This is a genomic window from Bacillus sp. AR13-1, assembly GCF_008042285.1.
Taxonomy (GTDB): domain Bacteria; phylum Bacillota; class Bacilli; order Bacillales; family Bacillaceae_G; genus Bacillus_A; species Bacillus_A mycoides.
Window position 1 is genome coordinate 1 of record NZ_QNUA01000056.1, and the last position, 25,871, is coordinate 25,871.

The following is a 25,871-nucleotide window of genomic DNA, read 5'->3' on the forward strand; positions in this document are numbered from 1 at the left end:
TAGAATTAGAATTAGAATTACCACATTCAATATTTCAGTTACAAAAAGGAAAAATTCTTAACACTAAATTGAGGAAAAGATTCATCATAAAACACGTATCTGGAGTTCATCTAGATTTTATGTAAGTTCTATATATAAGGACTACCCATTAAACTAATATTCTGAAGTAATCCAAAACGAAATTTTCATCTCTCAACAGCTATTTTTTTATTTTTTAGGGCAATAATTTTCTTAACTTAATAGCAATGCCTACCATGATCTGCTTTTTCTCAGATTGTTATTGGAGCACTTTATTTTCGTCGTTATTTTTCAGAAAATCTATATCCTTTTCCAAAATGTCGATATATAAATTTTCATTGATATGATTTCATTTACTATTTCTCCATCATAAGAAATTTACTCATCATTTTCATTTATAACACCTCTTCAACATACTAAAAAAGGCAGACCCTACAAATGCCCGCCTTTTACTACTAGATTACTTTAAAAATACTCTTAATTTGTCTTGCAAATAACCAGTTTTTCGTACCATAGTTATCATTTAGACTATCTAAATTAATAGCTTTCCCGTTAGAAAACTTTAGTTCTAACGTTGTATTTTTGTCATTTGTTTTTAAGTTGCTATTTGTAATGTCATCATACTTTAATTTTTCAATCTCAATATACTCTTCCTTCTCTTCTCCGATAACGACGTGATCTTGGAAGAAGAAGAATACTTCTACTTTCTTACCGAAACAAAATACGTTTTTCGTATAAATTAATGTCGCGTTATCAAGTCCGACACATACTTCTTTCATCTCTTCAACAACGTTTCCTAAGTCTTCTTCGTTTCTTGCATTTGATTCAGCAATCCATTCTTCGATTGTATTCATGTTAATTGCCATACTGTGCCTCCTGGTTCGTTCATTGCTTTATTAAAAAATAAATACTATATGACAATATAAGCGATACATACTATGTTTTCAAGGGTGAACGGTATATTCAAAATAAAGTGAAACTTTATTTATTCCCCTTTCACAAAAAAAATAGCACTTAAAAAAGTGCTATTCCGCTCTCCTTGCTGCTTGTTGAATTGGATCCCAAACGCTGTTATATGGTGGTGCGTAACTTAAGTCGACATCTTCTAAATCGTGAATACTCATTTTATTGAAAAGTGCCATCGCGATAACATCAATACGTTTATCTACGCCCTCTTCTCCAATTACTTGACCGCCTAATAATTGTTTCGTATCGGCGTGATATAGTAATTTCAAGTGAAGTGGCGAAGCACTCGGGTAATAGCCCGCCATATTTGTTGAATCTACTTTGACCGTCTTATACGGGATGTTTAGCCCTTTCGCTTCTTTTTCATTTAAGCCTGTTCTTGCGAGCGTCAGATTCATAAATTTAATAATGCCTGTACCTAACGTACCTTTGAATGCTCTGCGTTTATCAACCATGTTGAGTCCGGCAAGTCGCCCTTGTTTATTCGCAGTCGTTCCGAGCGGGATATGGTCATGAATTTCCTTTATAACATGGTAATGTGTTGCACAATCACCAGCAGCATATACGTCTTTCACATTCGTTTGCATATAAGCATTTACTTCAATTGCACCTTTATGGTTTTTACGTATATTTGTCCCCTCAAGAAAATCAGTATTTGACTGTACACCGACAGATACTAAAACGAGATCAGTTTTATACGTCCCTTTATCCGTCTCTAGTTGTTCTACTCTTTCTTTTCCTTTAAACGCTTTTACATTTTCATTCGTTAAAATTTCAATATTATGTTTATCTGCTTCTTTATGTATATATTCCGCCATATCGGCATCATAAATTGTGCCAATATGATCGTTTCGCTCAATCATTCTTACTTTCTTACCAAGTTCGACGAATGTTTCTGCCATCTCTAGTCCAATTGCACCGCCGCCAATAATAGTTACAGCCTCAACTTTATTCGTTTCTAGCGTTTTTAATATGCGCTCAGCATCCGGAATTGTTTTTAAAAGATGAACGCCTTGCAAATCTCGCCCTTCCCATTCTGGCATAACAGGACGCACTCCAGTCGCAATTAATAAACGGTCATACGGAAATTCAAAAACATCTTTCGTCTCCGTATGCTCTGCGTACACCATTTTCTTTTCCGTATCTACTTTCGTTACTTCATGACGTACTTTCGCATCAATTCCATATTTATCACGAAACGTCTTTACATCGCGTGCAATTAACTTTTCAGTAGAAGCAATAACACCACTAATCACATACGGTAATCCGCACTGAGCGTATGAATAGATTTCACCTTTTTCTAACGTTACAACATTTGCAGTTTCATCGTTTCTAACAATTTGCATTGCTGCACTCATACCTGCTGCATCTCCGCCAATAATGACATAGTTCACTTTACCACTCCTTCTTTTTTACATACTCTTTACGATTTCCATATTTTATAGAAATAACCCCTACTTCCATTGTAAAGAAATAGAATTCTATCTACAAATTTGGTGCACAAACCTATGCATGAATAGGTATCCGTCGTGTCTTATAAACAAGATGTTTAATATGCTATAACAGTAACTATTGAAAGTAGGTGAAACATACATGTGCGCCGGCCTTCTCGCTCAAACTCCAGAGGAACCGCAAGAACCGAAAGCCGCCATGCCACTTGATCAAGAATTTTCTATTAACGTAACATTATACAGCGCTCGTGCTTGGTTATCTAATGATGAGACTTTCGCACAAACGATTTGGAAAGGCTCTCGCTTCTCTTCAGCATCACACGCTGGCAAGTCCATCTTACCAATCGGTACTGTTAAAATTGTAAACTTATCTGATGATACAATAACAGTTACTGCCTCATCAGAAAAAGATGATACTCTCAAAATAGTCGTACCCCCTCGTTCTGAAGGTGTTTTAACATCTAGTGCATTATCTGATGTGCAAGCAAGTACATCAGGAGGAGCAAGCAAAGTCACATTCCTCTTTCATATCTTTTTCTCAAGGGATCCTGGTCCAGCTAAATAACCATAGAAAAGGTACAGCTATGCACTGTACCTTTTTCACGCGTTTATTCTCTTGATTTGATCAATTCAACATTATAAGTTTCAATATCTGTTAGCTTTCCTGTAAAATACGGATTTTCTCTATACCAAGACTGTTTTGAAAAATACGCTTGCATATCTTTCGTTTGAAACATATGTCCATGTCTTGCGTATATTTCGTTTCTTGCTATTTTCAATTGTTCTTTCGATAAATATGTTAAGTCCGTACTCGTTAATTTTCGAATATCACTATCAGGGAAGATGAAACCATTATATACATAATGAGTCGTAGGCGGTGGAGTAACATTGTAAACAACTGTTTTTTCTACACTTTTCTTTTGAAATGGAAGATTATAAGCCGAAAGTGCCGTTACCGTTTCTACCTTTGTCGTTTCCCTTCCGTTTTCTCCATTTCGTTCTAAATAAATCGCCGCACTTCCATCAGTCGCTATCGGTCCCCACGTAATTTCTTCTCCAGTCAACGCAGTAACTGGCTTTTGATTCACGTACAATGTTGCACCAGACGCATTCGTTTGAACTGTAATATATTGCCCTTGCAACGTTAAATCTACCGTTACATTATTTTGACTTTGTTTTATAAGTACAACCTTTTCCTCTCGTGATAGTTTTACATAGTCATTTTTATATTCCGCTTGAAACACTTGAGTTCCTGGAAGAAACGGTCCATATTGCTTCTCAAACTTTTTGTCATTTGTCTTATCAATTTCTTTTCCGTTCATTTTTAAAGATGTACCTTTTTCATTTGAAAGCAGCGTCGTATAATACGTCTTCGCTTTCAATTTATACCGATCAAATAAAAAGAAATACTTCCCGTCTTTCGTTAAAGAAAAATCTGCTCTTTCTATTCCATCCCCTTGTTTTTCACCTTGCCTCAAATATTCGTTCAATTCATTCACGTAAGATGGATTTTCTTTTATATATGAAAATAGAGCCGTTACACTCTCTCTTGTGACAATAACGGCTGGATCATCTGCCGTGGTGATCTCAGCTAATTTCTCCCCGTCCCTCTCTTGTAAAACAGTAATAATTCTCTCTACTTGCGATGATTGTGAGTAATATGAAGATCCATACGCATATAATCCGCCCAATACTATAATAAAAAATGTTAAAAGTGTAATTCCAATTATTGTCCCTTTGCTCATTTTCTGCTTCTTTACTACAGGATCCCGCCTCTTCGTCCCGCAGTTTTGACAAAATTGCACACTGTCTTCAAAATGAGTCCCGCACTTTGTGCATACATTCATCCATTCAACCACCTTTTCGTTAGAAGCCTGTTAATCCCCCGATAAAGGTTTGGATTATCGTTTTAATGTAAGACCAAAACACGATAAACGTTGCAATTCCGATTAAAACATTTGCGATAATAAGTGTGTAAACAGGATCTACTCCGCCGTTGTCTAGTTTTAATATAGCTACAATTATACTAATTCCCATATACGTTGTAGCCAGCCCTAATAAGATTGGTAAAAAAAAGATCAATAGGAAACTAAATAGAAAAGAAAGAACTAGTATAGCAATAGCTGGCGTCGCTATCGTCCCCCATATACCGAATGATTCAAGAAAAGAAAAAGATGATTTCATCATCTTACCACTTACAAAAATAATAAATCCGACAAATAAAGTTAAAATTAATAAAAAGAAAAAGACCATTACAGATTCTCCAAAGAAAGTAGGAGTAGCTATATCTGGCACTAATGTCCTCGTAACAGTCGCCGCTGCGCTCATCATTCTATAAAAAATACATGCTCCTAAAAAGCAAATAAGCACAAGACTTACAATTCCATTTCGCACTTCAATATTTCCACTTTCCATAATGGCCGATGGTGATTTAAAAGCATTTTTAAAGAACTGAAAATAGCCACTTGCAAATTGTTTCACTTGCTCTACCGTTTCATTCGGACGAGTTTCCTTTACTCGTGCCGGGCGCGATAGCTGCCCTTCTTCTTGCCCACCACTCGCTACCACTTCTTCCGTTAACGAATGTCCACAATTGCCGCAAAACCTTGCTTCCGCTGCATTTTCAGTATTACATGCCGGACATTTCATTCTCTCATCCCTCCTTAAGCATATACCTTATAGGGTGTTACAAATTCAATATATGACTTTGTACATAAAACATGACTACAAGAAAAAGAATATGAAATCCTTCTTTTAAACGAAACTATGTGTGCTAGTAATATAGAAAAATAATGTTATTATGAAACAGAGCAAATAAAGTGAAACTTTAAACAGATTGGATGAAGACAGTGGAATTTGTAAACTCGATTTTTCAAACACTCCTTACAAGTGTGATCCAATTATTTTCTTTAATTGGTGTCATCATTGTAATTGGATTTATATTAGGTTATTTAGAATCTCTCACACGAACGTATTGGTCAAGAGCTTTTGGTAGGAAAGGTTTTCTTTTAACCGCGTGGATTGGTGTTCCCGTTCATGAGCTTGGACATGCAATTATGTGTCTATTATTTCGTCATAAAATTGTAGCAACGCAGTTTTTCCCAACAGATACAAGTCAGGGAGCTTTAGGTTACGTACAACATCAATACAATCAAAAAAGTATATACCAACGAATCGGTAATTTCTTTATCGGCATCGGTCCTATTATTTCTGGGATTACTGCCTTAATACTTTTAATGCGCTATTTCGTACCAGATTCATATTCTTTATTTAATACGAATCTGGAAAAAACTGTTACATCGACTTCTATTAGCTTAGACATGATCCAAAACATGCTAATATCGACGTTTGTATTATTGAAAAGCTTATTTACATTTAGCAATTTATTGAATCCTTCATTTTGGTTATTTTTATTTATCGCTATTTGCATTTCCGCACATATCGCTTTAAGTAAACCAGACATTAAAGGATCAATAGACGGTGTTATCGTCATGTTTATCGTATTATTTTTATTCAATATAATAGCGGGACTGTTTCAGTACGATAGTAACCAACTAATCGGTAAAATGATGAAGTATAATATGTATTTCATCGCGTTTTCTAGTGTGGCGCTTCTTTTCTCTTGTATTTCTACACTTGTGAGTTTTGTGTTTTATAAAATAAGAAGAGGGCGTTCATTGTGAACGCCCTCTTCTCATCAATTATTTCTCTTATAATCACAATGCTCAACCGGAACACGAGCGTGCCCTTCTTCATCGGTACACCATGACTGTGACTGAAAGGCAAGAAAAATACCAATCCACTCTTCCTTCTTCTCAAAGTGAATCAATATCCCACCGTCTTGCCATTTGCCATCATCACCTTGCCATTTCTCTACATTCCCTTGATTCATATGAATATCGTGTATACCGTTTCCAGGTGTAAAGTGGAAATACGAATCCGGAACCTTTTCTTCTGGTCCCCACCTTTCACCAAACGCATAAATAATTGCTTTCTCATCTATTGCTCTTTTTATATAATGTTCTATTTTCTCATTTAAATCATTATCAGATCCCGATTTTTCAGCAGGTAAAGGAATCATTTGCTTTGAATCAAATAAATTACATCTTACATAATCTAAAGCTACTTTCGGCTCATTGTTTTTCACTTCCGTAAAACCGAACGGTAATGTCGGTAAAATATGAATCGCCTCTGATCGAATATTGTTACTCGCAAAATATAAAACTTCCGACGGATAGCTTTGCGATTTCACGTTAATTGCAATGCGATAATTAACTCCTGCTTCGCCTTGTAAATGAACTTGATAATGAGGTGTTTTCCCTTTTCCAATCTTAGATTGTACAACTGTACCTTTTAATACACCGTAGTTTTTTAAGGGCATCTCTTTCATCTCCTATTCATTTAGTAGAAGCTGTTCATACTTTAGGCATTATCCATATAAAAAGAAAATCCTCCTTTCCCAGGAGGATTTCTTATTTTCTCAACATATACCAAACAATAACCTCCACCACTACAAGCAACACCGCACCAAAAATCATTAACGTCGTCTTCTTTAATAGTTCATTTTCACGATAAGGGATATTACATAAATACGCGCCTAGTGTAATCCGTGATGGACAAGCGATTGTGGCTACTGATGATGCGGTGTTTTGGAGCGTTGTGACATATTGCCACGGGAGTGCTACGTTTTGCGCTGTTTGCATTTGTAGCTTTATAAACATCGCATTTGATCCTGCGTTACTACCTGTTAAAAAGCCGCCAATTCCGCCTATGAAAGGAGCAACGAAAACGAAAAACGTCCCAAATGTTTCACCAGCTGTTTTTGCGAGTAATGAATGCATACCAGATGCACCCATTAGTTCTGAAATTGCGATAAACATTGTCGTTGTAATAGCGAAAGGAATCCATTGTTTTATCGTTTGTGAGAGTGATTGTTTAATAATATTTGATGGAATGCGGAAGAAAATAATTGTAAATAAACAAGTCATAGCGAGCCAAAATCCTGGTGAATATAGTAGCTCTAGTTTGTAAGAATATGATTTTAAATCGAGAACTGCATATGACCTAAGAAAATCATGTAATACTGGAACGAGGCGGGAAAGTAAAATACAAACTGTTAAGAATATATAAGGGCTAATAATTTTTATAATAGATACTTCTCTCTCTGCAGTCGCCGCATGTTCTGTTATAAAGTTTTGCTCACTTTTGCCTTTTAATTTAATGATTAGAAAGCCAAATGTAATGGTAACGATAGAACTTAATATCCCTGCAAGTTCAACACTTACGTATGCGTTAGAAAGATAGATTCCGAGAGAAAATAATAGAAAGAATCCTACTCCTTCCTTACACTTTTCTATAACTGCCTGCCAGCCACCGACAACGTATAAAGAAAGGAAGATAAAATATGCGAAAATCGGGATGCTTAATAATGCTGTATTTGTACCAAGAGTTGTGAGCGGCATGTTAATAAGCTGAGAACCGATAATCGTACCCGTTGCCATCGCGCCCCATGAACTTGCAAGTAAACCGATAAACGATAGTAGCACAGCTTGAAACGGTTTATAACCGAGCGAAAGAAAAATAGGTGCTGCGACCATAAAACCAATTCCGAATCCACTTACTGATTCAATAAGTGGACAAATGCCAAAGCACATAAGAAGCATTTGTAGTAAGCTATCGTGCGTAACTTCTTCTAGAAAACGCGCTACTTGATCGATGTACCCCATTTTGTTCATGAGGTGAAATAAAAAAATACCGAAAAATAAAACGTATCCGACAATAAAACAAATTAACCAACCTTTAATCGTTGCGTGCACAGTTTCACTTATCCCTAATTGGAACGTTGGCGAAAGTAAAACGATTCCGACAGAAACGGCATAAGAAATTAATGAAGCCCTTAATGACGTTTGTTTAAACAAAAATAAACAAATAAAAATCATCATAATTGGGATAAGTGCCAACAATATGGCCATGCTATCATCTCTTTTCGTAAAAATTGCAATTTTTAACTATTATACAACAGATGTTATGATTTTCAATTATTTTTATAACAGATTTAAAAAAGGAGCCGCTTGGCTCCTTTTTTGAATAACTAATCTTTTATCTTTTATCTTTTATCCTGAAAAACCGTCTGCTGTCCAATCATTTTTTCTAGTACAACAAACACAATATAAGCACATATTACTTGCAATACAATATTCCCAAGTTTTATTAATTCAAATGAATGGATCCATTGGAATAATTCACTTAATAATACAATCGAAACGATACTAAATAGTTCTATACTAACCGAAAATATACATACTTCTAAAATAGATTGCTCTTGTATTCGATTTAATTGGGAAAAGATGAATACATATCCTAAAAACAGAGCCATCAACTCTATTTTCGTCATGCTAATGAGCCAAGCGTATAATGGTACAGTTAAAAGAAGATATAATAGTTTACGTCTTAGCATGCCTTCTCACCCTCTAAGTTATAAGTATTTTCTGTATATTTTAACATTTATTACACAAAAGAAACAGAAGAGACTTAAGCCTCTTCTGTTTCTTTTACTGCATGTATTAACTCACAAATTTCTTCTCGCTTTTCATTTTCTAACAGCTCAATGACTTTACTTCCAACGACAACGCCGTCACATATTGTAATCATTTCTTCAATTTGCTCTCGTGTTGAAATACCGAATCCTGCGACTACTGGTAAGTGGACGTGTGCTTTTACTTTTTCTAAGTAACTACGAATCTCATCTTTAAAGTTTTGACGTACTCCCGTTACGCCCGCTACTGTAACGGCGTAGACGAATCCTTGTGATTCACTCGTAATTTTTTCAATTCGTTCAATAGGGCTCGTTACGGTAACGAGTGGAATTAAAGCGATATTCGCCACGCGAAGGAGCGGTGCAATAATGTCTTGTTCTTCATACGGTAAGTCCGGAACGATAATACCGTCCACCCCTGCTTCAAGACAGCTCTCAATGAAACGTTCCTTTCCGAATGCGAGTACTGGATTTAAATATGTCATAAGTACAAATGGAATTTGAACTTCTTGCCTCACCTCTATTAATGCTTGAAAAATACCTTTCAATGTTACACCGCTATCTAATGCTCTTTTTCCTGCCCTTTGAATAGTTGGACCGTCTGCGACTGGATCTGAGAACGGAATACCGATTTCAACGATGCTTGCTCCTGCTTCATCAAGAAAACGAATTCTTTCTTTTAACTTTTCAAGTCCACCATCTCCGCCCATTACATACGGAATAAATGCTTTCTTGCCATTTTCAAACGCTGCTATAATTTTTTCTACTCCCATTTTTTACACCTCTTCCATATAACGTTTTATACTCTCTACATCTTTATCACCGCGGCCGGATAAACAAATGACAAGTCCTTCGTCTTTCTTCATTTGCGGCGCTAGTTTTAAAGCGTATGCAACAGCATGTGAACTTTCTAATGCCGGGATAATCCCTTCTTTTTTCGTTAATAATTGAAATGCTTCTAACGCTTCTTCATCTGTAATGGAATGATAAGAAACGCGGCCAATATCTTTTAGCAAGCTATGTTCTGGCCCAACACCTGGGTAATCCAGCCCTGCCGAAATAGAGTGCGCTTCTTGAATTTGCCCTTCTTCATTTTGCAGAAGGTACATCATCGATCCGTGTAAAACACCGACACTTCCTTTCGTTAAAGTGGCTGCGTGCTTTTCTGTGTGAACACCTTTTCCAGCTGCTTCAACACCGTAAAGAGCAACTTCTTCATCGTGTACGAACGGATAAAACATTCCCATTGCATTACTACCACCGCCAATACAAGCAACGACTGCTTCTGGTAATTTCCCTTCTAACGCTTCGTATTGCTTTTTCGTTTCTTTCCCAATTACACTTTGGAAATCACGAACAATTTGCGGGAATGGATGTGGCCCGAGAACTGATCCCATAATGTAGTGCGTATCGTGTACATGTGAAACCCAGTAACGCAGCGCCTCGTTTACCGCATCTTTCAACGTGCCGCTACCTGCCGCAACGCTTTCTACTTTTGCTCCGAGTAATTCCATTCGAAACACGTTTAATTTTTGTCGTCTCACATCTTCTTCTCCCATGAAGATGACGCATTCTAAACCGAAAAGTGCACATACAGTAGCTGTTGCAACTCCGTGTTGTCCTGCTCCTGTTTCAGCGACAACTTTCTTCTTACCCATTCTTACCGCAAGAAGTGCCTGACCGATTGTATTGTTAATTTTATGAGCTCCCGTATGGTTCAAATCTTCACGTTTCAAATAGATTTTTGCTCCGCCGCAATACTTCGTCATATTTTCAGCGAAATAAAGCGGTGTTTCTCTTCCAACATACGTTTGTAAATAATGATCTAATTCCTTTTGAAACGCTTCATCTTGCATCGCTTCTTTATATGCTTCTTCTAATTCTAATACGGATTGCATTAACGTTTCTGGAACGTATCGTCCTCCGTATATACCGTAATGACCTTTTTCATCTGGATATGCGTAGTTCATTTTGAACACTCCTTCGCTTTTTTAATAAATTGTTTTATTTTCTTTAGATCTTTCTTTCCTTCTGTCTCTACTCCGCTGCTCACATCGATCATATATGGCTGAACGGTTCGAATTGCTTCTTCTATATTAAGGATGTTTAATCCACCAGCTAATATCGTTTTCTCTCGCAACTCGTTTGGCATATGTGCGAGTAACTCCCATGAGAATGTCTTTCCGTTTCCTCCGTGGAACTTTTCTTTCGGGCTATCAAATAACAGATAATCTGTATCGTATTTTTTCGCACATTCAATATCTTTCTCTAAAGCTACTCCTACTGCTTTTATAGACGGAATATTCAATCTCCTAATTTGATGATTGTCTTCATCCCCATGTAGTTGCACATGCGTTAACCCGCACTCCTCTGCAATTTTCTGGATCACTTCTACTGATTCATTTACGAAAACACCTACCTTGAAAACGTGGACTGGAATTTCCCCAATAATTTCTTTCGCTAGCCCTGGGGTGATTTTCCGCTTACTTTCTGCAAAAACAAATCCAATTGCATCTGCTCCGTATTCGCAAGCATGTTTTGCTGTTTCAACATCAGTGATGCCGCAAATTTTCACTTTCATATGTTCACCTTACAGTCTTCGAAAAAGTTACTTATAGAAGATGATGTCATAAGTGCTTCTCCAACTAATACACCTTTTGCACCAGCTCGTTTGACGCGAATAATATCTTCTTTTGAATGAATGCCGCTTTCACTAATCCAAAGTAGGTTTTCCTCATTCAGTCGTTTTCCGAGCTTTTCAGTTTGGCTTAAATCTACTTCAAATGTTTTTAAATTACGGTTGTTAATACCGATAACGTGCGGATTTAATCGGATTGCAATTTCTAATTCCTGTTCATCATGAACTTCAACAATCGCTTCTAATCCTTTTTCTAGCACGTAGTTATAAAGCTCGTTTAATTTCTCTTTTGACAATGCTGCAACAATTAATAAAATAAGATCTGCTCCTGCTTCATACGCTCTATCAATTTGGATTTTATCGATTATAAAATCTTTACATAAAAGCGGAATGTTACTTTCTGCTCTTGCCGTTTCTAAGTCGTGAAACGACCCTTTAAAAAATTGACCGTCTGTTAAAACCGAAACTGCTCCAGCACCGCATTCTTCATATGTTTTCACTTGTTTTGGCACATCAACGTGTAAATTAATATCACCTTTTGATGGAGACGCTCGCTTTACCTCTGCTATTACAGTAAACTGCTCTAAAGCTTTTACAAGTGAGTGTGTTTTCCTTTTTTCTTTCACTGGTGAATATGTTTCATATAACTCCGCAACTTCTACTTTCTTTTGCTCTACAATTTTGTCTAAAATCGTCCCCATTTTAATTCACCCTTTCTAATTTTTCATGGCTTGCTGCAATTAATAAGTTTAGTTTGGCTAATGCTTTTCCAGAGTCAATGCTGTGCGTTGCTAGTGTAATTCCTTCTTCAATCGTTTCTGCTCTTCCATTTGCGAAAAGGGCTAGACCTGCATTTAATAAAACAGTATCGCGATAGACACTCTTTTCTCCGCTTAATACTCCGAGTGTAATCTTTGCATTTTCTTTTGAATTCCCACCTCTAATTTCTTCATTTTTCACTCTTGAAAAACCATACTTTTCTGGATCAATACTCATTTCTACTATTTCATTATCTTTTAAAACGACGACATGATTTTCTCCCTGTAATGATGCTTCATCTAAAAAGCCACTTCCGTTTACGACGAGCGCTTGTTTTCTGCCAAGTTTCTGCAATACTTCCGCTACCGGCAATAACATATCTCGCTTATAAATACCGACAAATTGTGTTTCTAAATTAACCGGATTCGTCAACGGTCCAATTAAGTTAAAGATCGTCGGAACGTTTAATTCTTTTCTTATTTTCATAATGCGTCTTAATGCTGGATGCATCGCTGGTGCGAATAAGAAGGCAATCCCTACAATTTCTAATAAGTAGTCAATTTCACCGGGCGTACAACTAATGTTTACACCGAGTTCTTCTAATAAATCAGCACTTCCTGTTTTACTAGAAACAGCGCGGTTTCCATGTTTCGCAACCTTTACACCAGCTCCGGCAAGTACAAATGCCGATGTTGTACTAATATTGAATGTTTGCGCACCGTCACCACCCGTTCCACAATTGTCCATCGCGCCTTTTATATGATTTGAAAACGGTAATGCCTTTTCGCGAAGAGCACGAACGAGACCGTATATTTCTTCTGCTGTTTCGCCTTTCGCTTTCAGCAATACTAAGAAAGCTGCAACTTCACTTTCCAATATGTTGTCACTTAATAAAAGAAGTCCCGCTTCATACATTTCTTCTTCTGTTAAATGTTGTCCCTCTACTAATTTTCGAAGATAACTGTTCATACTCTCTCCTCCTCTTTCACTTCTGCTAAAAAGGCACGTATTAACTTTCCGCCTTCTTCTGTTGCAATTGATTCTGGGTGAAACTGTAATCCGAAGAGCGGATAATAGTTGTGACGAACTGCCATGATTTCTCCGTCATCCATCGCTGTCGCAAGTATGTCAAAACACTGCGGCAAACTATTTTGCACTGCGACGAGTGAATGGTAACGCATTGCTGTTAACGGCTGCGTTACGTACGAAAAGATTGACGTTCCGTTATGTTTCACACGCGATGTTTTTCCGTGTTTAATGCGCTCTGCTCTAACAATTTCTCCTCCAAATGCGGATATGATTGCTTGATGGCCAAGGCAAATTCCTAAGATGGGAACGTTCTTATAAAAATGACGAATAACATCGATACAAATTCCAGCATCTTCTGGTTTCCCAGGTCCTGGTGAGAGCACAATTCCTTTCGGCTTCATCTCCTCTAATTGTTCAATTGTTATTTGATCATTTCTTACGACAACAATTTCTTTCTCGTACTCGCCTAATAGTTGATACAAGTTATATGTGAACGAATCATAATTATCGATAAGTACAATCATTTCATAACCTCCAAAAGCGCTCTCGCTTTATTTAATGTTTCTTCATATTCAGCAACCGGGTCTGAATCGTAGACGATACCCGCTCCTGCCTGAACGTACGCTTTCTCGTCTTTTACAACCATCGTTCGAATTGCTAGCGCCATATCAAGATTTCCTGAGAATGAAATATATCCAACTGCTCCGGCGTATACATTTCTTTTTTCATGCTCTAACGTATTAATAATTTCCATCGCTCTAATTTTCGGAGCACCTGATACTGTACCCGCTGGTAAACAATACGCTAATGCATCAAATCCACTTATTCGTTTTCGCAATGTTCCGTAAACTTCAGATACAATGTGCATAACGTGAGAGTATTTTTCTACTTTCATATATTTATCTATCATCACAGATCCAATTTCACTTACTCTGCCAATATCATTTCGCCCTAGGTCCACAAGCATCATATGCTCCGCCCGCTCTTTCTCATTTCCTAACAGTTCTTTTTCGATTTCCTCATCTTCCTGCTCCGTTTTCCCTCTCGGTCTCGTACCCGCAATTGGGTTCGTCATCACTTTATCCTCTCTAACTGATAACAAACTTTCCGGCGAAGAACCGAGTACAACGTAATCTTGAAAGTCGATATAAAACATATATGGCGACGGGTTTGCAATGCGAAGTTTTCGGTATAGTGCAAATGGATCGCCTTTACACTCACTTTTCAAACGCTGAGATAATACGACTTGGAATATGTCCCCGGCTCGTATATGTTCTTTCGCCGTTTCTACCATTTCGCAAAACTCTTTTTCCGTTATGGAAGAAGTGAATGATAATGTTGATTGTATTTCATTTACTTCCGCTTCTTCTCCCTTTAGCACTTCCTCTTTGTATACTTGCAATCTTTCGTATACTTCTTCATAAGAAGCTGAATCGTCTTCCCTGCATACATATACAAATGAAAACTTTTGGCGTAAATGATCGTAAACGGTAAACTCACGATATAGTAAAAGGTGTACTTCTGGAATATTTAATGGATCGTGTAAATCTGCTCCAATGTTTTCATACTGCCGAATGACGTCATAACCAATATAACCAACTGCTCCTCCGCAAAATGGGAATGGACTCTCTACTAGCGATGGTGCGATTACCTCTTCTAACACTTGCAATACGTTACCTTGCAACTTTTCTGTTTGCCCATACATCGTTCGTTCTACTTCTATACCGACGCTTTTCACTTCTCCATATGGATTACACCCTAAGTAAGAATAGCGCCCTTTATCTGGATGAAGCTGTGAGCTTTCTAATAAAAACTTTTTCTTTCCCTTCATACGTCTATATAAAGAAATTGGCGTAATGCTATCTCCTTCTTCTTCAGCGATTACTAAAAATGTTTTTCTTTGTTCTTTTTGCTTCATAAATTCCTCTTTTGTCATCATGCCTTTCACCTCACTCTGAAAAATAAAAAAGTCCCCTACATATCGAAATATGTAGAGGACGATAAATTTACCGTGGTACCACCTCAGGTTGGACGCAAAAGCATCCCGCTTTATTCAGGTACAAAATATATACCTTATCCTTGTAACGGCGGAACCCGGGTTGCCTACTGAAAACAATTGTTCAGCATACCTCTCGTAAGCCCATTCCGTATATGGCACCGCACCGGGCTCCCACCTATTCCCGGCTCTCTGTAACGTCTCCATTATACGTACTCTTCTTACTTAAACGATTTAACATATTTAATTTTTTATACACAAAAAGGGAGTACTCATCCTATAGAAAGGACGGGTACTCCCGTGGTGCCACCTTAATTCGTTACAAACGTAACGCACTTTACCGTATCAAAAACAATACGTGTCTCTTATATCGATGAGATCATGTCGCCAAAGCCTACTTCTTTCGTTTCGGTTTGGAAGCTCCGAAGCCCATTCCACATCAATTCCATACTGATTCGCACCAACCATCAGCTCTCTGACATGTTCATCATGTGTACTCTTCTTCATCAACGCTTGCATTTTTTTAAGTTGCACTCATTATATTCCTCACGTTTCTAAAAAGTCAATATTTTTTTCGAAAAAAATATTTTTTCTTCGTTCGATATTATATTGACAAAACAACCTGTTTTTATGTAAATATAATAAATACTCTATTAAAATTAAGGTTTTTTGTCAGAAAATCATATATTACAAAAGCGAAACATTGTCAAAAAACGCTTACATTTCAGAAAATTCATATTTCTGAATGGATTTTTCTGAATAATCATGATAGATTATACATATGCATAACGCATCAAAAGACATGACAAAAGGAAGGGGAACTACATGAGTACGCAGATGTTAACTTTAACTTCTATCTCTATTTACATGCTCGGGATGTTAGTAATCGGCTATTTCGCCTACAAACGAACGTCCAACTTAACAGATTATATGCTTGGCGGGCGTACACTAGGCCCCGCAGTAACAGCATTAAGTGCTGGAGCATCTGATATGAGTGGTTGGCTTTTAATGGGATTACCCGGTGCAATGTTTAGCGTTGGATTAAGTAGTAGTTGGATTGCGATCGGCCTAACATTAGGCGCATACGCAAACTGGCTTTATGTCGCTCCTCGCTTACGTACCTACTCTGAAATTGCAAACAACTCTATTACTATTCCAGAATTTTTGGAACACCGTTTCCACGACAAATCTCACATGCTACGCTTAGTATCCGGACTTGTTATTATGATTTTCTTTACTTTTTATGTAGCTTCAGGACTAGTTTCAGGCGCTGTATTATTTGAAAATTCATTTGGTATGAACTATCATATTGGATTATTCATTGTAGCAGGCGTTGTTGTAGCTTACACATTATTTGGTGGTTTCTTAGCTGTAAGTTGGACAGACTTCGTGCAAGGAATCATTATGGTAGTTGCTCTTATTCTTGTTCCTATCGTAACAATTATGAATGCAAACGGACTTGGACCTGCATTTGATACAATTCGATCTGTAGATCCAACACGTTTAGATATTTTTAAAGGTGCCTCCACTTTAGGAATTGTTTCCTTATTCGCATGGGGCCTTGGTTATGTTGGACAACCTCATATTATCGTACGCTTTATGGCAATTTCTTCTGTAAAAGAACTTAAAAGCGCACGAAGAATTGGTATGAGCTGGATGATTTTCTCTGTTGTCGGAGCTATGTTTACTGGTCTTATCGGTATTGCCTACTATTCACAACAAGATTTGACATTATCTAACCCAGAGACAATTTTCCTTGAGCTTGGAAAAATTTTATTCCATCCACTTATTACTGGATTTTTATTAGCAGCGATTTTAGCTGCAATTATGAGTACAATCTCATCTCAGCTTCTCGTTACTTCAAGTGCTGTAACAGAAGACTTATATCATACATTCTTTAAACGTTCTGCTTCTGATAAAGAGCTTGTATTTGTCGGTCGTATGGCTGTTCTTGGTATCGCCTTAGTTGGGTGCGCATTAGCGTTTAAACAAAATGATACGATTTTAGCTCTTGTTGGATACGCTTGGGCTGGATTTGGTTCTTCATTCGGACCAGCTATTTTATTAAGTCTATATTGGAAACGTATGACGAAATGGGGCGCGCTTGCTGGTATGATTTCTGGTGCCGCGACTGTTATTATATGGACTCAATTTAAATTCTTAACAAACTTCTTATATGAAATGATTCCTGGTTTCACAATTAGTTTACTAGCAATCATAATCGTTAGTTTACTAACTCAACCTTCAAAAGAGGTTGAAGAGCAATTTGAGGATTTCGAAAAACAACATAGTCATAGTCTATAAAAAAGCTTTGCTGTTATCGTAACAGCAGAGCTTTTTTTATTACAGTTCGACAATCTTCTTCTCAAATTTAACAAATTCTTTATGTTTCGTTAAATTTAACATAACACTACTCCTTTATAGTATTAGTATTAGCACTTATACAGAAAGGGGACTCCAACATGTTAGCAGCTTTCCAGCAACAACACATAAGAAAATTTTCACCTATTACAAATACTTCTGCTTCTCGTTTAAACATTCAACCTAATCCACCCAAAATTTCAATTGCTCCTTCTGTTATTTCAGTTATCGGTGTTCATATGGAAAAAAATAAGTTAAAAATAAAAACTGGGCAAAGTACTGAGTTATCAGCTTCCGTTTTACCAATGCAAGCGACGAATAAAGAACTTATTTGGACCAATATGAATTCTGATGTCATCACAATATATCCAAAAGGTGAAACTGTGACGATTACTGGACAAAGTGCGGGAAGAGCAGTCGTAATTGTTACAACTGCTGAAGGAAAATTTCGTGACCTATGCGTCATTCATGTACAACCTTATATGACAAATCCAAAGTAAAAGAGTGGCTTCGTAGCCACTCTTTTACTTTATTTCAATGTGCGGATTTTTACTTTTCACAAGATTAATAAATTGTTCTTTATTTTTAGGAGAAATAATCTCTGTTTCATATGATCCGTAAACAATTTCTAATCGATCGAATGATAACGCATAAGCCGCTATTGGATTTTTTGTATTGGAAATTCGTTTTATGTCTCGTATAAATATACGCTTTTTAACCGGACCTGATGTAATCATAATTATTTCTTCCTTAACGATATATTTTGTTGAAAACCAACTCCAACTAAACAGTATAGCCAACGGAATTGTAAAAAATAAAAGAAAATATTCTCTCCCTGCAAATATGGGAGCAAAACACGCTCCAATGACAACGAAAAAAATCGGATATAACCATACATCTTTTTTTGATGGAAATTCCACTAAACTTCCTCTCCCTTGATTTAAGTCAATGAATCTCCTCCTCTTCCCTATTACAATGAAAACAACATTAGAATAGGAGGACGTATTATGACTGAGCGAAATTTCGCCTTATTTGCAGGCACTTCTCTTCTTATCATGGCATTCACTGCATTTTTTTCTTACGGTTTTGTTCACGGAAATCTCGTTGTACCAAGTAATGCGAGCACGACACTCCATAATATTCAAACTTCAAGTTCACTTTTCAAAGCAGAAATTTTCGGATGGATTATCATTTTTATTACGGATATTATCGCCTCGTGGGCTCTTTATTTCTTTCTAAAACCTATCCATACTAGCCTCTCATTACTAGCTGCCTGTCTTCGTCTTATGTATACAGCTATACTTGGGATTGCTATATTCAATTTAACATTTGTATTACTTCTTTCAAAAAGCACAGTTGCTAATTCAGAAGCATATACAATGTTATTTCTAGAAGCTTTTGAATACATTTGGTCTGTAGGATTAATCATTTTCGGCTTACATCTTCTCACCTTAGGATATGTAACCTTTCAATCTAAAAACATACCGAAGACTATTAGTATATTACTGCTCATTGCTGCAATCGGCTATATCATCATTAACCTAATGAATACGATGTTTTCACAATATGATGCGATTATTTCCATTCTTAACGTTGTCTTTCAACTACCGATGATCACAGGTGAACTAGGATTTAGTATATGGCTATTGCTTAGAGGTGGAAAAAACTCTACTGTTTGAGTCGTTTCTTAATTCTGCTTAATGATTCTGGCGTAATACCTAGATAACTTGCCAATTGATATTGAGGAACACGATCGATTAAATGCGGTCGTTTTTGTAATAATGATTTGTAGCGCTCTTCTGGTGTCGATGTAATAAATAATGTAAGTTCTTCTTGTACTTCACCAAAATTGTATTCAATCATTTGGCGCGTCATTTCTTCTAACTGTGAATATTTCTTATACATGTCCTTTTCACTATACAGATCGCCAACTACAACTAGACAATCTTCTAGGCACGTTAACGTATGTGGGGATAATTTATCTTGTTTATGATGATTGAAATTTGCGATTGCTTGTTCTTCTGTATAAAAATTTGATGTAACTTCTTTTCCAGATTCATCTATACAATGTTGCCTCACGCATCCTTTTAATACAAAATAACATTTAGACGGAACATCTCCTTGTCTTAAGAGCACTGTTCCTTTTTTATACTCTTCAATTTGTAATTCTTCTACGATCATGCGCTGCTGCTCTTCACTTAATGTTGTAAGATTTGTCATGTATTTCATTAAAGTCTCTTTCATTTGGTCTCTCCTTCCCCCTCTATATTTGTATGAGAAACGTATGATTTAACTCCACTATATATTATCTTTTTTCATGCTACATGGCGGGAATTCCCCCTATTAATCTGTTTTATTTTCTGCATGGAACAAAAAAAAGAGAAGTTACCAATAACTTCTCTTTTCGTATATTAGAATAAACTCGTTATAATTCCTGTGTATAAGCCGGTTCGTTCACCACATTTTTTGCTGTTCGCTTTTGTTGCTGTAGTAAGAAAACAGATACACCAAACAATACGAGCATGCTACCGATAATTTGCATTGCATTTAATTTTTCTCCAAGTAAGAAGAACGCTAGTATAGATGCCCCAACTGGTTCTCCTAAAATGCTCATTGAAATCGTTGTTGCATTTACGTAATTTAATAACCAATTATTAATGACGTGTGACACTGTCGGTACAATCGCAAGTAAAAGAAAAATACTCCAATCCCACTTCGTATAGCCTGTAAATGGCACTTGAAGTATAACGTTATAAATCGCTATAAATATACCAGCGAAGGCAAATACAGTGAAACTATAAATCCAATGAGATACTTTCTTTACTGTCGTTTGTCCGATAAATAAATAACCGACAACTGCTATTACACTTAAAAAGGATAATATATCCCCATAAATTGCTTGCTCACTTAGCCCTAAATCTCCCCAGCCAATACACATTACGCCTAGTATCGCAATTCCCATCGTCGCAATTGCTGAATAGGTTGTTCTTTCTTTAAATAAGAAAAAACCTCCCACTAAAGATACGATCGGTTGAAGTGCTAAAATAATCGTCGAACTAGCAACTGTCGTATGCTTTAAGGATTCAAACCATAGAAGAAAATGAAGAGCTAAAAAGAAACCAGATCCAATTAAAAATCCCCAATCTTTTATTTGAATCCTACTAAACTCTTCCCGTTTTTTCCAAACGATCGGCAGCATAATAAGTACGATAATCCATAATCGATACATACTTAAAACGGAAGATGGTGCTGAGGACATCTTTGCAAAAACAGCTGCGAATGAAATTGCTATAATGGAAATTGCTAGTGGTAGTGCGATTGATCTTTCTTGTTTCAAATCCTGTCTCCCCTCTCACCTGTAAAAAATCCCACTTCATTATATCCGTTTTCTTTCACAACTTAAATACTAATTTTTTAGATTCTTCGTACCATTATGGTAAAATAGAAATTAAGGCACCTATTAGTGATTATTTCTTTCCTTTTCACTACAAGCGTCGCTCTTACAATCATTACAGTAAATTTTTATTTAGGGGGATATACATGAATCAAACAATAGGGAGAATTGAAGAAATTTCATTTTTTAGTACATCACTTCAAGAGGAGCTTACACTTCTTGTTTATTTACCAGTAAATTACACACCTCTCCATAAGCATACGGTTGTTATTGCACAAGATGGTAGAGATTATTTTCAGCTTGGTAAAGCGCACCGTGTAATTGAGCGCCTTCGCGAAACTGAAGAAATTGACCGCACAATTATTGTCGGTATTCCATATAAAAATGTACACGATCGTAAGGAAAAATATTTTCCAAATGATGTAAAGAATGCTGCTTACATTCGCTTCCTTGCTCACGAGCTTGCTCCATATATTGATGCAAATTATCCAACGTATCAAATGGGTAAAGGACGCGTTTTAATTGGAGATTCTCTCGGCGGTACAGTTTCCTTCATGACCGCACTTATGTATCCGCATACATTTGGTAAGGTCGTTATGCAATCACCATTTGTTGATGAAACAGTCATGAACTTAGCAAAAGATTTCAAAAATCCGGGGGCGCTAGATCTTTATCACGTAATTGGGACCGAAGAAACAGCTGTCAAGCGTACAGACGGACAAGTATCTGATTTCGTAGAACCAAATCGCGAGTTAAATAAACTACTTACAGATAGAAATTTCATCACGCATTATGAAGAGTTTGAAGGGAATCACACATGGAAATATTGGCAAGCAGATTTACCAAAAGCATTTTCTCATATTCTATCAATGAAATAATAGAGAGCGGTATTCAGAATAATTTGATATAATAGATAAAGAGATTTATTCTCAAAATCTAACTAGACTTGCAAAGGGAGGAATTGGAACATGAAATTAGGAATTGTAATTTTTCCATCAAAAATGATTCAAGATAAAGCGAACGGATTACGTAAACGTTATGATCCGCATTACGCATTAGTTCCGCCACATATTACATTGAAAACACCCTTTGAGACGCAAGATGAACAATTAGAATCGATTGTGAATGAGTTACATACAATCGCAAATAAAACGAACCCTTTCACCCTTCATGTTGGGAAAGTCGGTTCATTCGCACCTGTTAATAATGTTCTTTATTTTAAAGTAGAAAAAACACCTGAACTTACTTTCTTAAATGAAGAAATGCATAATGGTTTCTTTACACAAGAGCGCGAGTACTCTTTCGTACCTCATTTAACAATCGGTCAAGACTTATCAGACGCAGAGCACGCTGATGTATTAGGTCGATTACGTATGAAAGATTTCTATTATGAGCAACCAATCGATCGTTTCCACCTTCTATACCAATTAGAAAATGGAACGTGGACTGTACATGAAACATTCCACCTCGGAAAGGAGAACAACTAATTTGCACGCACAAATCGTACAAACGGACGAACAACTAAATGATGCATTCTCTGTACGTAAGCAAGTATTTGTAAATGAACAACAGGTTTCTGCAGAAGAAGAGTATGATGAGTTTGAAGAGATTTCAACACACGTTGTTATATATGATAATGATGTTCCAGTTGGTGCTGGTCGCTTCCGCATCGTTGATGGAATAGGAAAAATGGAGCGCATTTGCGTACTAGCTTCCCATCGCCAAAAAGGCATTGGCAAAATCATTATGGATGCACTTGAAGCGCATGCAAAAGAAGAGTCTCTACCGAAATTGAAACTCCATGCTCAAACACATGCTGAAGTTTTCTATAAGAAGCTAGGATACGTGACGGCTTCTGATGTGTTTATGGAAGCAAATATCCCGCACGTCGTAATGATAAAAGAATTATAATTTTGTAGCAGGAGGTAGCCCCTCCTGTTTTTTACATTGCTATTTTCTTTTTCTTCCGCTAAAGTTAAATGTTGATGCTATAGTTTTGAAGGTGAATATATGACACAAGAAAAATTTTCACAAAAACCGTTAACACACGCTGGCATTCCGCAAGCGGCGTATCATATTCCGAAAACATCTACCCATTTAATTATGGAAGAAGATGCAGATGCGGCGTATTTCCGCGCTTTAGAACAGCAAGGTGTTTATTTAAATGAAAAACAGTTAGAAGCAGTGCAAACGACAGAAGGACCTGTCCTTACACTAGCTGGTGCTGGAAGTGGTAAAACATCTGTTTTAACAACTCGCGTTGGTTATTTAGTTAATGTAAAACATGTCCATCCGCGAAATATTTTGCTGCTGACGTTTACACAAAAAGCAGCTGAAGAAATTCGAAGCCGTGTAGCGAATTTACCTGGTATGAATCATGCTGCAAGTAGCTATGTCGTTGCTGGTACATTCCACTCTGTCTTTTTAAAATTGCTTCGTAGTCAAGGATATAATCAGCAAATTTTAGCAAATGAAAAACATAAACAAATTATGATAAAGAAAATTTTGAAAGAATTGCGCTTAAAAGACGATTATGATGCCGAAACGATACTCGCTATGATTTCACTTGAGAAAAACAAATTGAATCGTCCGAAAGATGTAAAAGCGAAAACACCGGTTGAACAAGAGTTCAAAGAAGTATACGAACGTTTCGAAGAGTTAAAACAACGACACAATTATATCGATTTTGACGACATCTTATTAGAAATGTATTATATGTTAGAAAATAACGCTCCCCTGCTTACTCAATTACAAGAGCGTTTTCATTACATTGAAGTAGATGAGTTTCAAGATACGTCGTATGCACAATATGAAATTGTAAAATTGTTAGCCACGCCGAGAAATAATTTATTTATCGCAGGTGATGACGATCAAGCGATTTACGGCTGGCGAGGGGCAAGTCACCAAATTATTTTATCTTTTCCAAAGGAATTTGATAATACTACGATTATCGCACTTAATACGAATTATCGATCTAATCCATTTATCGTAGGACTTGGAAATGAAGTTATTAAGCTCAATCAAGAACGTTTTGATAAAGAGCTATATTCTGTTCGTAACGATGGCATACAGCCGTTTTATGCACGACCTGCGACAACTCTTGATGAAGCAAATCAAATTTTGCAACTCATTCAGGAAAAAGTAGATAGTGGTGAACGAAATTATAAAGATTTTTGTTTATTATATCGTACACATTCTGTAAGCCGTTCTTTACTTGATCAGCTTACAATTCATAAGATTCCATTTATTAAACATGGAGCGAGCCAATCGTTCTACGAACATTCTTTAATTAGGCCCGTATTAGATCACTTACGACTCGTGCTTGAACCGTTCCGCCTCGAATCACTTTCAAATATATTACCAACAATGTATATTGGCCGTGATGAGTGCATTTCATTTATTGAACGTGAACAATGGAAATATGGTGAGGGCCGTTTCCCTTCTCTTCTTCATTTTCTATTACTAAACCCAAGCTTGAAACCTTTTCAAGTTAAAAAAGTAAATGAGCGAATCGATTTTATTAAGTTTATAAAAGAACTTGAACCGAAAAAAGCATTGAAAGAAATTATTCATGGTAAAGGAAAGTATTTAGAGTACTTACAAAGTAATGATCGTTCTTCCTTTACGATGCATAAGGACATACAAGAAGAAATGTTAGAAGAATTAATGGAATCAGCAACTCGCTTTACGGATATTCCAGCTTACTTACAATTTATTAACGAGGCCATTCAAGGTCAAAAAGAAATGGAAGCATTAAAAACAATGCCGCAAAAAGATGCTGTATCGCTTATGTCAATTCATAACGCGAAAGGCCTTGAGTTTCCATGCGTCTTTTTACTCGGAGCAAGCGATGGTATATTGCCGCATACTTCTTCTTTAAAAGATGCAAATGACCGTGTGACGGAGACTTCTGAAGCATTAGAAGAAGAACGACGATTACTCTATGTCGCCATTACACGCGCAAAAGAAGAACTTTACATTTCCTCCCCGCAATTTTTCAGAGGAAAGAAACTAGATATATCTCGTTTTCTATATACTACGCAAAAAGATTTACCTGAAAAGACATCCATTAAATAATGGGTGTCTTTTTCCATATCACGATATGTACATCCCCTCTATATAAATTCCCTGTTTCTATCCTGAGAATTAACGTAATATCAACCATATCCCGTTCATATTGTAATAGTGTATGTCAGAACTCACGATAAGGAGTGAACATAATGAGCTGCAATTGTAATGAAGATCATCAACACCATGATTGTGATTTCAACTGTGTATCTAATGTCGTTCGTTTTATACATGAACTACAAGAATGTGCAACCACAACATGTGGATCTGGTTGCGAAGTTCCATTTTTAGGAGCACATAACACTGCATCAGTAGCGAATACACGTCCTTTTATTTTATACACAAAAGCTGGAACACCTTTTGAAGCATTTGCACCATCTGCAAGCCTTACTAGCTGCCAATCTCCAATTTTCCGTGTAGAGAGTATAGATGATGATGACTGTGCTGTATTGCGTGTATTAACTGTAGTTTTAGGTGATGGTACCTCTGTACCACCTGGTGACGATCCAATCTGTACATTTTTAGCTGTACCAAATGCAAGATTAGTATCAACCTCCTCTTGTATTACTGTTGATTTAAGTTGCTTCTGCGCTATTCAATGCTTACGCGATGTTTCTATATAAAACTGAATACTAATTTAAGCATGGATTGGGTGG

27 protein-coding genes and 2 other annotated features are annotated in these 25,871 nt (G+C 36.7%); of the genes, 10 read left to right on the plus strand and 17 right to left on the minus strand.

Translation table 11 applies throughout. The features are described from left to right. Positions 1-473: 473 nt before the first annotated feature. Both DN408_RS29180 and DN408_RS29185 read right to left on the minus strand, forming a co-directional pair. Positions 474-884, minus strand: coding sequence for a DUF3908 family protein (locus DN408_RS29180; protein WP_002030461.1), 411 nt, complete (start codon positions 882-884; stop codon positions 474-476). 159 nt (positions 885-1,043) lie between these two features. Beyond that, entirely contained in the window at positions 1,044-2,378 is a 1,335-nt protein-coding gene (locus DN408_RS29185) for an FAD-dependent oxidoreductase (RefSeq protein ID WP_002126016.1), read from the minus strand. A gap of 199 nt (positions 2,379-2,577) precedes the next feature. On the opposite strand from DN408_RS29185, the gene DN408_RS29190 reads away from it, so the two are divergent. Continuing rightward, positions 2,578-3,000, plus strand: coding sequence for a hypothetical protein (locus DN408_RS29190; RefSeq protein WP_002188801.1), 423 nt, complete (start codon positions 2,578-2,580; stop codon positions 2,998-3,000). Positions 3,001-3,043: 43 nt separating this feature from the next. Here the strand turns inward: DN408_RS29190 and DN408_RS29195 are convergent, their stop codons facing one another. Both DN408_RS29195 and DN408_RS29200 read right to left on the minus strand, forming a co-directional pair. Continuing rightward, on the minus strand, positions 3,044-4,282 hold the full coding sequence (locus tag DN408_RS29195; protein ID WP_078178303.1) for a TcaA 3rd/4th domain-containing protein: 1,239 nt from the start codon (positions 4,280-4,282) through the stop codon (positions 3,044-3,046). 19 nt (positions 4,283-4,301) lie between these two features. After that, entirely contained in the window at positions 4,302-5,084 is a 783-nt protein-coding gene (locus tag DN408_RS29200) for a zinc ribbon domain-containing protein (RefSeq protein WP_002126012.1), read from the minus strand. Positions 5,085-5,284: 200 nt separating this feature from the next. Here DN408_RS29200 and DN408_RS29205 point away from each other — a divergent pair, with 200 nt between their 5' ends. Beyond that, a complete protein-coding gene (locus DN408_RS29205) occupies positions 5,285-6,118 on the plus strand; it encodes a hypothetical protein (RefSeq protein ID WP_078178304.1) in 834 nt (277 codons plus the stop codon). Positions 6,119-6,132: 14 nt separating this feature from the next. Here DN408_RS29205 and DN408_RS29210 read toward each other — a convergent pair whose 3' ends face one another. The 10 genes from DN408_RS29210 to trpE form a co-directional block, all read right to left on the minus strand. After that, on the minus strand, positions 6,133-6,816 hold the full coding sequence (locus DN408_RS29210) for a DUF2278 family protein (protein WP_078178305.1): 684 nt from the start codon (positions 6,814-6,816) through the stop codon (positions 6,133-6,135). 91 nt (positions 6,817-6,907) lie between these two features. After that, positions 6,908-8,407 carry an L-lactate permease gene (locus DN408_RS29215; protein ID WP_078178306.1) on the minus strand — a complete coding sequence of 500 codons (1,500 nt, stop codon included), beginning with the start codon at positions 8,405-8,407 and terminating at the stop codon, positions 6,908-6,910. Between the two features lie 134 nt (positions 8,408-8,541). Then, positions 8,542-8,892: a DUF4029 domain-containing protein gene (locus DN408_RS29220; protein WP_002086916.1), complete on the minus strand. Its 351-nt coding sequence runs from the start codon at positions 8,890-8,892 to the stop codon at positions 8,542-8,544. Between the two features lie 74 nt (positions 8,893-8,966). After that, a complete protein-coding gene (gene trpA / locus DN408_RS29225) occupies positions 8,967-9,743 on the minus strand; it encodes a tryptophan synthase subunit alpha (RefSeq protein ID WP_002011422.1) in 777 nt (258 codons plus the stop codon). A gap of 3 nt (positions 9,744-9,746) precedes the next feature. Continuing rightward, on the minus strand, positions 9,747-10,940 hold the full coding sequence (trpB, locus tag DN408_RS29230; protein ID WP_002086917.1) for a tryptophan synthase subunit beta: 1,194 nt from the start codon (positions 10,938-10,940) through the stop codon (positions 9,747-9,749). Continuing rightward, positions 10,937-11,551: a phosphoribosylanthranilate isomerase gene (locus DN408_RS29235; RefSeq protein ID WP_002186404.1), complete on the minus strand. Its 615-nt coding sequence runs from the start codon at positions 11,549-11,551 to the stop codon at positions 10,937-10,939. Before DN408_RS29235 ends, trpB begins: the two co-directional genes overlap by 4 nt. Then, positions 11,548-12,309: an indole-3-glycerol phosphate synthase TrpC gene (gene trpC, locus DN408_RS29240; RefSeq protein WP_002125998.1), complete on the minus strand. Its 762-nt coding sequence runs from the start codon at positions 12,307-12,309 to the stop codon at positions 11,548-11,550. The genes DN408_RS29235 and trpC overlap by 4 nt, the downstream gene beginning before the upstream one ends. A 1-nt stretch (position 12,310) precedes the next feature. Next, on the minus strand, positions 12,311-13,336 hold the full coding sequence (gene trpD, locus DN408_RS29245) for an anthranilate phosphoribosyltransferase (protein WP_063226136.1): 1,026 nt from the start codon (positions 13,334-13,336) through the stop codon (positions 12,311-12,313). Then, on the minus strand, positions 13,333-13,920 hold the full coding sequence (locus tag DN408_RS29250; protein WP_002086924.1) for an anthranilate synthase component II: 588 nt from the start codon (positions 13,918-13,920) through the stop codon (positions 13,333-13,335). Before DN408_RS29250 ends, trpD begins: the two co-directional genes overlap by 4 nt. Beyond that, on the minus strand, positions 13,917-15,335 hold the full coding sequence (gene trpE / locus DN408_RS29255) for an anthranilate synthase component I (RefSeq protein WP_002125995.1): 1,419 nt from the start codon (positions 15,333-15,335) through the stop codon (positions 13,917-13,919). The genes DN408_RS29250 and trpE overlap by 4 nt, the downstream gene beginning before the upstream one ends. A gap of 51 nt (positions 15,336-15,386) precedes the next feature. After that, positions 15,387-15,631 (minus strand) — a binding site (T-box leader). A gap of 42 nt (positions 15,632-15,673) precedes the next feature. Beyond that, positions 15,674-15,911 (minus strand) — a binding site (T-box leader). A 306-nt stretch (positions 15,912-16,217) separates the two neighbouring features. On the opposite strand from trpE, the gene putP reads away from it, so the two are divergent. Beyond that, positions 16,218-17,696, plus strand: coding sequence for a sodium/proline symporter PutP (gene putP, locus DN408_RS29260; RefSeq protein WP_002125993.1), 1,479 nt, complete (start codon positions 16,218-16,220; stop codon positions 17,694-17,696). A gap of 158 nt (positions 17,697-17,854) precedes the next feature. Further along, a complete protein-coding gene (locus DN408_RS29265; protein ID WP_002125992.1) occupies positions 17,855-18,253 on the plus strand; it encodes an Ig-like domain-containing protein in 399 nt (132 codons plus the stop codon). Between the two features lie 24 nt (positions 18,254-18,277). On the opposite strand, the gene DN408_RS29270 is transcribed toward DN408_RS29265, so the two are convergent. Then, on the minus strand, positions 18,278-18,673 hold the full coding sequence (locus DN408_RS29270; protein WP_002186408.1) for a PH domain-containing protein: 396 nt from the start codon (positions 18,671-18,673) through the stop codon (positions 18,278-18,280). 87 nt (positions 18,674-18,760) lie between these two features. On the opposite strand from DN408_RS29270, the gene DN408_RS29275 reads away from it, so the two are divergent. Beyond that, positions 18,761-19,432 carry a DUF4386 domain-containing protein gene (locus DN408_RS29275; RefSeq protein ID WP_078178307.1) on the plus strand — a complete coding sequence of 224 codons (672 nt, stop codon included), beginning with the start codon at positions 18,761-18,763 and terminating at the stop codon, positions 19,430-19,432. Here the strand turns inward: DN408_RS29275 and DN408_RS29280 are convergent. Both DN408_RS29280 and DN408_RS29285 read right to left on the minus strand, forming a co-directional pair. Further along, complete coding sequence (locus tag DN408_RS29280) at positions 19,422-19,997, minus strand: Crp/Fnr family transcriptional regulator (RefSeq protein WP_078178308.1); 576 nt, start codon at positions 19,995-19,997, stop codon at positions 19,422-19,424. The two genes, DN408_RS29275 and DN408_RS29280, sit on opposite strands and share 11 nt — an antisense overlap. Before the next feature lie 181 nt (positions 19,998-20,178). Continuing rightward, the gene (locus DN408_RS29285; RefSeq protein ID WP_002030492.1) at positions 20,179-21,090 is read right to left on the minus strand and encodes a DMT family transporter; all 912 of its coding nucleotides are present in this window, start codon (positions 21,088-21,090) and stop codon (positions 20,179-20,181) included. 203 nt (positions 21,091-21,293) lie between these two features. Between DN408_RS29285 and DN408_RS29290 the strand changes: the two genes are divergently transcribed. From DN408_RS29290 to cotY, 5 genes are all read left to right on the plus strand, one after another. Beyond that, positions 21,294-22,025: an alpha/beta hydrolase gene (locus tag DN408_RS29290; protein WP_002030493.1), complete on the plus strand. Its 732-nt coding sequence runs from the start codon at positions 21,294-21,296 to the stop codon at positions 22,023-22,025. Positions 22,026-22,115: 90 nt separating this feature from the next. Continuing rightward, positions 22,116-22,634, plus strand: coding sequence for a YjcG family protein (locus DN408_RS29295; protein WP_002011397.1), 519 nt, complete (start codon positions 22,116-22,118; stop codon positions 22,632-22,634). 1 nt (position 22,635) lies between these two features. Further along, positions 22,636-23,058: a GNAT family N-acetyltransferase gene (locus DN408_RS29300; protein ID WP_050000080.1), complete on the plus strand. Its 423-nt coding sequence runs from the start codon at positions 22,636-22,638 to the stop codon at positions 23,056-23,058. 99 nt (positions 23,059-23,157) lie between these two features. Beyond that, a complete protein-coding gene (locus DN408_RS29305; protein ID WP_147740500.1) occupies positions 23,158-25,224 on the plus strand; it encodes an ATP-dependent helicase in 2,067 nt (688 codons plus the stop codon). A 143-nt stretch (positions 25,225-25,367) separates the two neighbouring features. Further along, complete coding sequence (gene cotY, locus DN408_RS29310; protein WP_002011392.1) at positions 25,368-25,838, plus strand: spore coat protein CotY; 471 nt, start codon at positions 25,368-25,370, stop codon at positions 25,836-25,838. The last annotated feature ends 33 nt before the right edge of the window (positions 25,839-25,871 follow it).